Here is a 12,894-nt window from a genome sequence, read left to right as displayed (position 1 = left end):
GGTGTGGCTGGTACAGTTGCGGAATATTGCCAGTGCATACGAGGCGCGCAACCAGATTGCGCTGGCGCTGAACCTTGACGCCAAAGCCGCTGAGAGTGATGCAACGCTCGCCGCTGCCCTGCGCGACCGCCATAGCCTGCTCGTCCTCGATGACCTCGACGCGCTATTGACCCACGACGCCAATGGTCTCGCAGTGTTGCTCAATGCACTGCTCGGCACGCAACGTCTGCAACTGCTGACCACTGCACGACGCGACCTGCCGGGGAAGGTGTATCACCGGTTGTTTAAACTGACCCGCCTCGACGTGTCTGATGCGCAGCGTGCGTTCGTCGCTTACGCACCGCCGGTTGATGATTGGGGTACATGGACAGTGGAACACTGGCGCGATCTCCACCGCTTGCTTGACGGCTACCCCTTCCCGATCCGATTGGCGGCGACTGCTATGCGGCAGGCGCGGCTGACATTACCCGAACTGCTGCACCGATTGCAACAGAACCCGCGCGGCGCCTTCCGTTACCCCGGTGATGAGGAAGACCGCGAGACCAGCTTAGCGGCAACCCTCGACCTCTCTTACACTCTATTGCCCAAGACTGCGCGGCACGTGTTTGCTCGACTGGCGCTCTTTCCAGCAGGGCTAACGCGCGATGCGGCCCGTGCTATTCTCGGCGATCAGAGCGAGCAGCAGCTCGAAACCTTGGCGCAGCATAGCATGGCTGAACTGCGCGACGACGGCGGCTATCGGCAGTTTGTGCTGCCTGAACCGGTGCGGCGTTACGCCGAGGCGCGGCTGCCGCCGGATGCGCTGGCAACGTATGCACCACGCGCGTTAGCCTTCTTTGCTGCGCTGATCGAGCATGCGAGCGATAATATGAACCGCAATCAGGAGGTAAAGTGGCGACGGATACTCACCCGCGAATGGCCAAATATCGCGCAGTTTCTGACGTGGGGGTATGACCACGAGGAATGTAGTGGCGGAATCAGTCGGGCGGCGCGCGCCACGGCCAAGTTGAGTTTCTACTGGTATCTATCGGGCGAACGGGGGCGACCAGAAACGCTCGATCGCCTTACACGCGCCCTTAGAGCCGCACAGCGTGCTGGCGACCGGCTGGGCGAAGCCAATGTGCAGAAAGCGATGGGGGACGTGCAGCAGTTCCGGGATGATCGTGAGGCGGCGCTGGCGAGCTATCAGCAGGCGCTCACCCTCTACCGGGAGATTGGCTCAAAGCTGGGCGAAGCCAATGTGCTAGCGGCGCTCAGTCGGCTCCATATTGACCGTGATTCGACCGAGTCGCAACGTTTGCTTGCACAGGCACTGGAGTTGCGCCGCTCAATCAATGATAGATACAGCGAGGGCAACGATCTCGGTAAGTATGGCGCTGTGTTGGTGCAGCGCGGGCGCGGCGCAGAGGCGTTGCCGTACCTCGAACGAGCTCGGGCGATTTTTGCCGAGCTTGGCTTGGCTGAGCTTGTGGCATCGACGGATCAGGTGATTACGCAAGCAAGGGGTGATAGGCCGTAGAGCCACACGACTGTGCGGCTCTGCGGCCGTGTGGTGGTACGTTTGTTTGCTATTCATTGACAAGCTTCCCCATTCCTGCTATATTAGTGTATAACTTACACTATATAGCGAGGCACCTATGAACGGCGCGCAGCTCCGTACTGCTACCGGGATACTCTTCACCGACCAGTATCAGTTGACGATGGCCCAGCTCTATTTTCGGATGGGCATTCACGAGCGTCCGGCTCAGTTTGACCATTTCTTCCGACAGCCGCCCAATTATGGCCTGCATGCAGCCGGCTATTGTATCGCCGCCGGTCTTGAGTGGTTGCTCGATTGGATGGAGACAGCAGCGTTTGGGCCAGCCGAACTTGAGGTGTTGCGCAGTCAACGGAATCGGGTGGGCAAGCCGATCTTTGGCGAGGATTTTTTGGCCTATTTGCGCGACCATGGTCATTTTGGCGGGATGACATTGTGGGCAGTGCCTGAAGGTCGGGTGGTGCATGCCCAAGCGCCGCTGACGATTGTGCGCGGGCCGTTGTTGATGGCGCAGATTCTGGAGACCGCACTGCTAAACCATCTCAATTATCAGACCTTGGTGGCGACCAAGGCGAGCCGTATCCGCGAGGCGAGCGGGGCAAGTACGGTGCTGGAGTTTGGCCTGCGCCGCGGGCAGGGGTTAGGGGCGAATGCCGGCACGCGCGCGGCCCTGATCGGTGGCGCCGATTTTACCTCGAATGTGGGATTAGCTCATACGATCGGTCAAACGGCGAAGGGTACCCACGCGCACGCCATGGTGCAATCATTTCTGGCTCTTGGGATGAGCGAACTTGATGCCTTTCGCGCCTATGCCGAGGTGTATCCTGACGATTGTTTGCTACTGGTAGATACAATCGATACCTTGCACAGCGGAGTGCCGAATGCGATCCGGGTGTTTGAGGAGTTGCGCGCCAAAGGCCATAAGCCGGTTGGGGTGCGGCTCGATTCGGGCGATCTTGCCTATCTTGCGATCCAGACTGCGTTGATGCTGGATCAGGCCGGTTTTCCCGATACGGTAATTGTGCTGTCGAACGATCTCGATGAGTTAGTGATTTGGCAGATTCAGAGCCAGATTGCCCAAGAAGCGCGGCGCTATAACGCCGATGCCGATGCGATTATTCGTCGGTTGGTGTATGGTGTCGGTACCCGGCTGGTGACGTCGCACGGCGAGGGAGCGCTGGGCGGGGTCTATAAGCTCGTTGCACTTCACGATGGCAAGGCGTGGCAGCCGGCGATTAAGATTGCCGAGAGCGCGGCGAAGCTGACTAATCCCGGTCTCAAGCGGGTTTGGCGGTTGTACGATGCCCGTGGCAAGGCGACCGCTGACCTGATCGCGCTCGAAGACGAAGATCCATCGAGTGAAGAGTACATCCGCTTGCGGCATCCGAGTGATCATACCCGGCAGCGCATCCTGCGGCAGGCTGAGCTGACTGGGATCGAGCCGTTGCTTGAGCCGGCGATGATTGAGGGGCGACGACTAGTTGAGCCGCTGCCACTTGAGCAGATGCGTGCTCGTCGCTATGCCGATGTCGAGCGGCTTGATCTTGGGGTGAGGCGGATTATGAACCCGCATATCTATCACGTTTCGCTCAGCCAACGCCTGTGGGATCTCAAACAAGAGCTGCTGGCGCGTTTACAACAGGGATAAGCCGCAGAGGGGGCAAAAACGCAGAAGCCGGAGGACGCAAAGACGCGAAGATCGCAAAGGGCGCAAAGCATTTTACGATCTGGGCCAAAGCGCGCTTAAGAACCATCTCAAACAACCTTCGCGCCTTTGCGTTGGTATGCTATACTAGAGTTGGTGCTGGCGCATGACGCGCCGCCGCTGGGGTTTCCCAGAGGAACTTCCCGACTCCCCGCCTGCCGTAAGGCAGAACGCCGCCCCGCGAAACAGCAAGCGGGGGCACTGGCTGAGCAATCAGCCGGTGACGCAAGACGGCAACAGAGAACAGTCCCGCCGGGTTTCCGGTAAGGGGTGAAACGGTCGGGTAAGAGCCGACCAGCGCCAGCAGTAATGCTGGCGGCTAGGCGACTGCGCCGGCGATGGGGAGCAAGGTGCGTGGGGCGGGCTTATCGGTGGGAGAGCGTGGTAAGGCCACGTTCATTGTACCACCCTGTTCGCTCGCATCGCCGCCGCGACGGCAACCCGGGTAACACCCGGCGCGCTAGGAGCGGCCGCTGCTTGGCAGCGAGAGAGATGGCGGCATCAAACAGAATCGGGGGTACGGTCACGCGCCAGCTCATTCCCCTACAATGCGTGATACCGCAACCATCGGCAGATCGCAGAAAAATGTCGATCCTTCGCCGGGAGTGCTCTCGACCCCAATCTTGCCTCCCATGTGAGTGATGAGACGGCGGCAGATGGCAAGGCCAAGTCCGACGCCATGCACTTTCTGCCCATTAAGTTGGCGAACGCGCTGGAATTCTTCAAAGATCCGCTCTTGATCGTCGGGGGCAATGCCAATGCCGGTGTCTTTGACGCAGATGCGCACCCATTCGCCGCGTGGTTCAGCGCAGATTTCCACTCGCCCGTCGGGGCGGTTGAATTTGATCGCGTTGCTGACCAGATTGATCAACACCTGTTCCAACCGGCCAGCATTGGCCGTCACTTTCGGCAGATCAGACGGTACATTCACCACCAACGCCAAATTGCGTTCGCGGGCTTGCGGCAGCATCTGTCCGGCCACATTCTGAATGATCGTACTCACCTCAACCGGCTCGACCTCCATCTCCAATTGGCCGGCCTCTAGGCGCGAAAACTCAAGAATATCGCTAATCAAGCGCATCAGATTGAGACTGGCCTGCTTCATATAGCCGAGCGTCTCTTGCACGTCGGGGCTAAGTTCACCCAATACCCCGCGCCGCAACATATCGGTATAGCCAATGATTGAAGTCAGCGGCGTGCGCAACTCGTGGCTGACAGTGGCAAGAAAGCCGGTCTTGAGGCGGTCGGCCCGTTGGACTTGCTCGTAGAGGCGGATGCGAATAATCGCGTCGGTAATCAATTCGCCGATGGCAGTGACCAACTCACTCAAGGTTGGCGTCATGGTCTGGGGCGCATTGGTGGCTAACCCTAAGACGCCAGTCGCTTGGTGTTCGTGCCGGAGCGGCACCAGTAACAGCGATTGCAATCCTGCTTGCCGTAAGCCAATTGCCAATGGATCTTCCTCGGTGAGTTCGGCCAGATGGATCAATTCTGGCCGTCCTTGTTGGATGCGCTGGATCAAGCTTGCGGCGGCAGCGCCGCTGATGATTTCGTTTTGCAATTGGCCGGCGCCATGGGTCGTGTGGTCAACGACCACTGTAATACGCTGCTGCGATTCGTCGATCAGGCCAATTGAAATCCGTTCCCAATGGCCTTCACGCACAATGATCCGCGCAATCGTATTGAGCAGCGAGCCGGTTTCTTGAGCAGTGTTGGCGCTGCGGGCGATAGCGTTGATTAGGCGCAGCGCAGCGATATGGCGCGCGCGTTCTTGCTCAGCACGCATCCGCTCGCTCACATCACGCACAAGCACCAACGAACCTGTGGCAATCCCGGCGGCAGATTGGAGCGGGCGGAGGCGCACTTCAATCGCTTGGATCCCGTTATCGAGAATGATCGGACGGGTTGGTGCAGTGAGCGTCGTGTTCAACAGATGCTGTAAATCGCGCCCAAAGGGCGAGGTGGCGACCAATTGCGTTAAGGGGCGGCCAATCCAGCGATCGCTATCAACGCCGAGCAAACGGGGTGCGTGCTGGTTGATCTCGGCGACCAGTCCGCGACTATCGAGCACGATCAGGCCGTCAGGCAAGCCGGCGATCACTTCTTGTTCGGCCAACGGAGCGAGGTCGTACAATCGGTAGCGCATCGTCGTGTAAATGCCGAGCGTCGCCGAGATGAAGAGCAGGATCGGAGTAGGGTCATCGTTCCATGGCATCTTTAGTCCGCTAAGGAAAGCAATATTACCGGCAGCCGGAATGAGGGCCGCGGTGAGCATCAGGCGAGCATGATAACGATGCACCGGCGGCGCTTGCCACGAGGCGCGGGCCAGCACGATGATCCCAATGGCGAGACAGACGTAAGCATAGACCGTATGAAACCAAAATGCCGGCCCCCTTGTGACCGACAGCCAGAGGAATGGGCGTGAGGTGTCAGCTTCGACGGTGGCCCACCAGAGGTTATGCAGATTGTTGGTGAGTGCAATGACCAGCGCTATCAATTCGGGCACAAAGATGCCGCGCCGGAGCCAACGTGGCACCCGCCACCATTCACCCGAATAGGCGAGTGCAATAAGGAGCCAGCACGGCCCGATCAGTACCGTCCCTACATTTTGCAACAATGACCAGAAGAGAGTACCTTCAAAGGTCGTGTCAGCAATACTTAACGCATGGCACATATTCCACCATCCAACTGCAGCGAGTAGGAGGGTGAAAGGGCGGCCACCGCGATAGTAGCGGTTTTGCCACATCATGATCGCTAGACCGGCCGAGATAACTGCCGGAATGAGATAGATCATCACAAATGGGATTGCCGCCATTGGTGCGTTCCACTCAGATGTGATCGCTGCCATCTTTCGTCTGAAAAAAACTCTTTTGGCCAATCTGATGTGGTAAGGCGAGGGTTGCGTCGTTTTTACGATACCTCCTATTGTACTTCAAACGAATAAACGGCAAACAACGATTTCCTTACACTATTGATATCAGGATCACTTGACCTTCCACTAACTAGAAGGCGTATGGTAACGACAGCCGTGTCATTGCCGGTCGCGAAGGAGTCATCACAATGCGAAAAAGCCGCGCGTGCTCGTCACCTGCTGAAACAACAAGCCATGAAACACATGCGCAGTTGGGGCTGTGTCCAGCTTGTGGTGCTAAGGGGGTGTCTGTTTCGATACAGACCGTGAAAGTAATGGCTGCAATCAGCTTGCGTTGGTTGCGATCAACGTCGTATCAATTTTGTCATACGCCTCACTGTCCGGTCGTTTACTACTGTGTAGCTGATGCACAGACACTTACGGTTGATCAGGTGCGTGAACGAGTATATCAAAAAGAAACAGATCAATCTAACGTTTTTATCTGTTACTGCTTCCGGTATCGTGCCAGTGATCTTCAGCAGGCTACCGCCGCTGAATACGAAGCCATCATTGCCGATATCAGAGCGGGTATAGCCGCCGGCCAATGCGCTTGCGAGTTACGCAATCCACAGGGATCGTGTTGTTTGGGGAATGTATACCGCGCGCTCCGCGATAGAGGCTGACCCATCACTGTCTTGTCGAGAAGGTTGAAGTGTGCTATCGTTGACGCAGGATCGGTCATCTAACTGCAGGCAGGCTATGGTATCCGCCACCCAGCTCTTTCCAGTCTTGACGAGCGATCAGGCGTTGATAGCACAGCTCAGTGCGCTATTGGGTTCAGCGTGGCAGGTTGTGCCGGTAGCCACGGTTGCATCCTCGTCACCGCATCTTATCGACTTGCGCGAACAGATACCGCCCGATCTCGCCGCGCAAGCCGAGCAGTCGCCTTTGATTGGTCTCGTAGCAGATGTGGATGCTGCCGTCGCCGCGTTACAGGCGGGCGCTCATGAAGTGCTGACAGTAGCTGATTTACAGCCGTTATGTTTGCTGCGCGCGTTGGCGACTGCGCAAACGCGCTGGCAGATTGAGCAAACGCGCCGCCACCAGTTGGCCGAGGCGCGGGCCCAAGCGCATGCCTTGACGGTGCGTTTGCAGAATGAGCAGATCCGCGATCCGCTCACCGGTCTGTATACGCGCCGCTATCTCAACGAGACGCTGGAACGCGAGTTGCGGCGCGCCGATCGTGAACAGGTGGTGTTGAGTGTGGCGTTGATCGATATTGACCAACTTGAACAGGTGAATTGGCAATTTGGCCGTGCGCTCGGTGATGCGGTGTTGCAACATCTGGCGAGTCTGATTGGCCGGCAAGTGCGTGGCGGCGATATCTTCTGTCGCTACGGCAGCGATGAATTGCTGCTCGTATTACCCCGGGTGACGCTAGAAACCGTCCTGCACCGCGCCGAACAGTGGCGCGATGCAGTGGCGCGGACGGTGATTCGCCCTAGTACGCTTGATCTGCAAGTGACGATTTCGATCGGCGTAGCCGCCTTCCCTCGCGATGCGCGCAATGCGGCTGATTTATTGAGCCGCGCAGGGGAGGCATTATACGCGGCGAAGGCGGCTGGTGGGAATTGTGTACGGCCGTGGCCGGGTTCGGGCAAGTAGAGACGTTGCACTGCAACGTCTTTCCATAATACAGGAGCACCAGTCATGCGACTAGCAGGCAAACGGATTGCAGTTCTATTGGCCGAAGGGGTTGAAGACCTTGAGTTTTACGTGCCACTGATGCGCCTGCAAGAAGAGGGCGCTGAGGTGTTGGCCGCTGGGCTTGATCTGCGCCCGGTGCGTGGTAAGAATGGGCTAGAGATGACCCCCACGACGACCATTGCCGAATTGCGCGCCGATGACCTGTTTGGCTTGGTGTTGCCCGGTGGTTGGGCGCCGGATAAGCTCCGTCGCTATCAGGTGGTGACCGATTTGGTGCGAGCGATGGATGCCGCCGGTAAGGTGATAGGGATTATCTGTCACGGCGGTTCGATCGCGATTTCCGCCGGGATTGTGCGCGGTCGTCCGGCCACTGGCTCGACCGGGATCAAAGACGATTTGATTAATGCCGGCGCGACATGGGTGGACGAAGCTGCCTTCCGCGATGGTCATCTGGTGTGGGGGCGAGTGGTGGCCGATATTCCCGCCTTCTGCCGCGAGCTGGTGGCGGCTTTGGTGGAGCGTGCATGACCCCGCGTATCGCTTATTGTTCACCCGTCAACCCTGCCCCGTCGGGTATTTCCGATTATAGCGAGGAGCTGCTGCCCTACCTCGCCCAATACGCTGAGATCACGCTGTTTGTTGCGGATGGGTTGCGTCCGACAAACCCGCAGCTTGAGCGGCAGTTCACGGTCTTGCCTATCCGCAAGCTTGAACGGCTAGCCCGGCGGGGAGCGTTTGATGCGATCGTCTACCATATAGGCAACAGCCCTGCTCATGCCAGTATCTGGCGGGTTGCGCAGCGCGTTCCCGGCGTGATCGTGCTGCACGATTTCGTGCTGCATCACTTTATGCTATGGTACGCGGCGAATGTGCAGCACGACGTGCAACGTTACGTGACAATGATGCGGGCGCGCTACGGCGCGGATGGCGAACATGTTGCTCAGCTCATGATCCGTTCGCGCTTTAGCGAAGCAGCGTTTTCGTTTCCCTGCAACGAAGATGTGCTGGCCGCTGCCAAGGCGGTAATCGGGCATAGCCGGTATCTGTTAGATCGGGTAGCTGCCATCCGGCCCGATCTGCCGCGTGGTCTTGTGCCGATGGGAGTGCCGTTGCCGCCAGTGATTGATCGAAACGAAGCGCGCCGGCGGTTGGGCATTCCGCTTGAGCTGCCGTTATTGGCTACATTTGGCCATATCAATGCTTGGAAACGGATCGAACCAACGCTGCGGGCACTGGCTCTCTTGCGCCGGGAGGGGATCGATGCTCACTGCGTGTTAGTCGGTTCCGTGTCGCCTAATTACGACCTCAAGAGCGTGATCCAACGGCTTGGCCTGCAAGCCGCAGTAACCGTCACCGGCTATGTTGAGCGTAGCCAATTTGAGGATTATGTCGCGGCGACCGATGTTTGCCTGAATTTGCGCTACCCAACCGCTGGCGAAACGAGCGCCAGCCTGTTGCGTCTGCTCGGCGCGGGCAAGCCTACGCTGGTCAGCGCAGTTGATGCTTTCCGCGAACTACCGCCCGACGTTGCGGCGCAGGTGGATGTTGACGAGAGCGAGACCGATATGATCGTCGCCTACTGTCGGCGCTTGCTGGCTGATCCGGCGCTGGCGGCGGCCTTAGGAGCACGGGCGCGAGCCTATGTAGCAACCAATCATACCTTGCCCGGCGCGGCGCGGGCGATGATTGGCTTTTTGGCCGAGGTCTACGGTTGGCCGGCCCCGCGTTTACTCCGCACCGAGCCGCTCTGGGATCCAGCCCCACCTTTGGCGGCGGTAGCTTCGCCTGCATCGCCGGTGCAGCCGGCGGCGTCGCCTTCGCTGTTGGTTTATGCGGCAGCGCGTGCTGCTGCCGACATCGGGTTGACCGAAGACGATACCGCGGCGCTGCGTTCGGTCGCGGCACTGATTCATGAATTGACGTAATGACAAACGATATTGCCTTTGTGTTTATCGTGCTGGGGGTGATGATCGCGCTGTTTGTCAGCGATCGCATCCGGCTCGATCTAGTCGCAATGATGGGGATGCTGGCGCTGATGCTGAGCGGCATTCTCACCCCTGCCGAAGCGGTGGCTGGATTTGGCGATACAACCGTGTTGCTGATCGCCGCGCTCATGGTGGTTGGCGATGGCTTGTTCCAGACCGGCGTGGCGGCGTGGATTGGTCAGCGATTGGGCCTGCTTGCCGGTAACAACGAGCGCCGAATTCTGGTGACGTTGATGATTCCGGTGGCCGTACTGTCGGCATTCATCAGCTCAACTGGCACAGTAGCGATTATGCTGCCGATTGCAGTCAATTTGGCCCGTCGCGCCGGCATTAGCCCGTCACGCTTGCTGTTGCCGCTGGCGTATGCGGCTTTGGCTGGAGGAATGCTAACGCTTGTCGGAACGCCGCCTAATCTCATTGCTGCCGATGCGGTGGTAGCTGCTGGGCGGCCTCCGCTCGGCTTTTTTAGTTTTACCCCGATTGGCGGCTTGGTTGTGATCGTGATCACGCTCGTAATCGTGCTGTTCGGTCATTGGTTGTTGCCAGCGCGGGTTGCGTCGGCGACGGGCGAGACGCGCGGGCCAACACTGGCCGAATTGGCTGCCGAGTACTGCTTAACCGAGGGTCTGGCACAGGTGCGGGTCGCCGCCGATTCGCCGCTAGCCAGTTTGACGCTGGCCGAGGCACGTTTGCACAGCCGGTATGGGGTGACGGTGGTGGGAATTCGCCGCTGGCCGGCCAATCGGCCAGCTCCCGGCCCGGCGCGCGCAGTCACTGCTGCAACGCGGGTACTGGCCGGCGATCTGCTCGATGTGATCGGTGATGAGGCGGCGGTGGCGGCGCTCTGCCGTACCGAGCGATTGATCCCGCAAGCGCCGCAGCCCGATCTGCCGTTTGGGCCGGATTTGCCGGTGATGGAAGTGGCACTCACCCCGCGTTCGCGGTTTATTGGCCAGACGGTGGTTGCTTCGGAGCTGCGCCAACTATTTGGGGTGACGGTATTGGGCGCGCGCCGGTTGGGCCAGCCGCTTGCTGGCGATCCGGCCCACGAGACGTTGCGCTTTGGTGATACGTTGCTGGTTGCTGGTCCGCCGGCCCGGCTTGAGACAATCGTGCGCGATCAACGCACCTTTGGCGATCTGGCGGTGGTGGCGCTGCCGCGTGATCTGGCTGTCAGCGGCGACCGGCTCAGCCGGCGTGCGCTACTCGCGATCGTCATTATGCTGGCGATGTTGGTCGTAATGGCGGGCGGGTGGCTACCGACGGTCACAACGGCGCTGATCGCAGCCGTGGCAATGGCGATAACCGGTTGTGTACCGCTTAACGACATCTACCGTCGTCTCAGTTGGGAGAGCTTGGTGTTGATTGCGGCGATGTTGCCGATGGCGACGGCTCTCACTAAAACTGGCGGCGCAGCTCTGATCGCCAGCGAGCTGGCGATGACGCTCGGCGCGTTCTCGCCGCTAGTGGTGCTGGCCGGTGTGTTCATCATCACCAGTTTCCTCAGCCAATTCATCTCAAATACTGCTACTGCCGTGTTGATGATGCCGATTGCGCTGGGGATTGCGCAGCAATTGGGCCTAGCGCCGGAGCCGCTCATCATCACGGCGGCGATTGCCGCTTCGACGGCGTTTGCCACTCCGATCGCCTCGCCGGTTAACACGCTCGTGCTGGCACCGGGAGGCTACCGCTTTGCCGATTATGCCCGCGCCGGTATTCCGTTGCAAGTGGTGGTGCTCGTGATCTGCCTGTTGGTGGTACCGTTGCTGTTTCCGTGGTGATCGAGCTGGCATGCTTTATGCTACAATCAGCCATGCTGGTTTATGAAATGATACCTGTTACTATATAAGGAGGTTTATGGTGAATGTCAGAAAGATCGGCATTCTCGTCGGTCGCGAGTGGTCGTGGCCGCCCGCCTTTATCGAAGAGGTCAATCGGCGCAATGTTGGTGTGCGGGCCGAGTTCATCAAGCTGGGTGGAACGCGCATGGCCGAGTTGTGCGACTACGACGTGATTGTCGATCGCATTAGCCATGAGATTCCATACTACCGCACGTTTCTCAAGACGGCGGCGCTGAGTGGCACCCGCATTGTCAACAACCCCTTCTGGTGGAGCGCAGATGATAAGTTTTTCGGCGCGTCGTTGGCGACGGCGCTCGGCATTCCCCACCCGCGCACGGTGGCGCTGCCGTCGCATTCCTATATCGAAGGCGTGGTTGAAGAGTCGCTGCGCAATCTCCAATACCCGATTCCGTGGAAAGAGCACGTCGATTATGTCGGCGGTTTCCCGGTCATTCTTAAGCCGGCGTGGGGCGGCGGTTTTAAGAAGGTCTACAAGGTGCATTCGTATGAGGAGTTGTGGCGTGCTTACAACGAGACCGGCATCGAGTGCATGATGCTGCAAGAGTACATCGCGTGGGAGAAGTATGTGCGCTGCATCGTGATCGGTCGCCGCCACATTATGACGATCAAGTTCGATGCCAATGCGCCGTGGCCGCACCGCTATTTCCGCGACGATAACTACCTGACCCCTGACGAAGGCCGGCAAGTGGTGGAAGGTGCACTCAAGCTGAATCAGGCTCTCGGCTACGATATGAACACGGTCGAGTTCGCTATCCGCAATGGTGTTGCCTACGCGATTGACTTCACCAACCCCGCCCCCGACTTCGATGTCAATTCGCTCACACCCTTCTATTTCGACTGGGTGGTGCGCACGATGGCCGATTTCACCATCGAGCTGGCCTTGCAAGGCCGGGCCAAGCCGGAGGAGTTTGCATGGCATCGCTTGTTGAACGGCCCGATGGCCCCGGCTGCTGCACCGATTGCTGCACCGGAAGCTGCTCCCAATGGTGATCCGCCGGCTGCCGAAGCGCCGGCTGCGCCCAAGCGCCGGACAACGCGCAAGAAGAAGATGGCTGAAGAAGCGTAAAGGTACCCACCCCTCCCGCTGGAGAATGGCCGCGAAAACCCGCAAAAGGCGCGAGAAAGCAAGTTGTCGTTGGGTGCCTTGTGTGTCCCTTGGTGGTTATTCAGAGAGGGCCGAGGAGGGGATACCCCTCACCTTCCCGGCCTCCTCTCCCACCGTCAGGTGGGAGAAGGTAGCGGCTGGA

General features: G+C 59.0%; 9 protein-coding genes. 8 read left to right on the top strand and 1 reads right to left on the bottom strand.

Annotation, left to right across the window (positions count from 1 at the left end; translation table 11 throughout):
• On the top strand, positions 1–1,519 hold a 1,519-nt coding region (locus Q1A00_RS09710), incomplete at its 5' end, for a hypothetical protein (RefSeq protein WP_299756501.1).
• A 118-nt stretch (positions 1,520–1,637) separates the two neighbouring features.
• Positions 1,638–3,185 (top strand): nicotinate phosphoribosyltransferase, encoded by a 1,548-nt coding sequence (locus Q1A00_RS09705; RefSeq protein WP_298406612.1) that lies wholly within the window; start codon positions 1,638–1,640, stop codon positions 3,183–3,185.
• 592 nt (positions 3,186–3,777) lie between these two features.
• Here Q1A00_RS09705 and Q1A00_RS09700 read toward each other — a convergent pair.
• Positions 3,778–6,057, bottom strand: a complete 2,280-nt coding sequence (locus Q1A00_RS09700) for a histidine kinase N-terminal 7TM domain-containing protein (protein ID WP_298406614.1) — start codon at positions 6,055–6,057, stop codon at positions 3,778–3,780.
• 245 nt (positions 6,058–6,302) lie between these two features.
• Here Q1A00_RS09700 and Q1A00_RS09695 point away from each other — a divergent pair, with 245 nt between their 5' ends.
• The 6 genes from Q1A00_RS09695 (at position 6,303) to Q1A00_RS09670 (ending at position 12,713) form a co-directional block, all read left to right on the top strand.
• A complete protein-coding gene (locus Q1A00_RS09695) occupies positions 6,303–6,776 on the top strand; it encodes a hypothetical protein (protein WP_298406616.1) in 474 nt (157 codons plus the stop codon).
• Between the two features lie 76 nt (positions 6,777–6,852).
• Positions 6,853–7,758, top strand: coding sequence for a GGDEF domain-containing protein (locus Q1A00_RS09690; protein ID WP_299756497.1), 906 nt, complete (start codon positions 6,853–6,855; stop codon positions 7,756–7,758).
• A 45-nt stretch (positions 7,759–7,803) separates the two neighbouring features.
• Entirely contained in the window at positions 7,804–8,328 is a 525-nt protein-coding gene (locus tag Q1A00_RS09685; protein WP_298406620.1) for a type 1 glutamine amidotransferase domain-containing protein, read from the top strand.
• Positions 8,325–9,725, top strand: a complete 1,401-nt coding sequence (locus tag Q1A00_RS09680; RefSeq protein ID WP_298482870.1) for a glycosyltransferase family 4 protein — start codon at positions 8,325–8,327, stop codon at positions 9,723–9,725. The genes Q1A00_RS09685 and Q1A00_RS09680 overlap by 4 nt, the downstream gene beginning before the upstream one ends.
• Positions 9,725–11,566 (top strand): SLC13 family permease, encoded by a 1,842-nt coding sequence (locus Q1A00_RS09675; RefSeq protein WP_298406624.1) that lies wholly within the window; start codon positions 9,725–9,727, stop codon positions 11,564–11,566. The genes Q1A00_RS09680 and Q1A00_RS09675 overlap by 1 nt, the downstream gene beginning before the upstream one ends.
• A gap of 79 nt (positions 11,567–11,645) precedes the next feature.
• Entirely contained in the window at positions 11,646–12,713 is a 1,068-nt protein-coding gene (locus Q1A00_RS09670; RefSeq protein ID WP_366144824.1) for a hypothetical protein, read from the top strand.
• Positions 12,714–12,894: the final 181 nt, after the last annotated feature.

This window comes from uncultured Chloroflexus sp. (assembly GCF_938091255.1).
In the GTDB taxonomy this organism is placed as follows: domain Bacteria; phylum Chloroflexota; class Chloroflexia; order Chloroflexales; family Chloroflexaceae; genus Chloroflexus.
The sequence above is the reverse complement of the archived record's forward strand: the minus strand, read 5'-3'. Positions and strand labels throughout refer to the sequence as shown.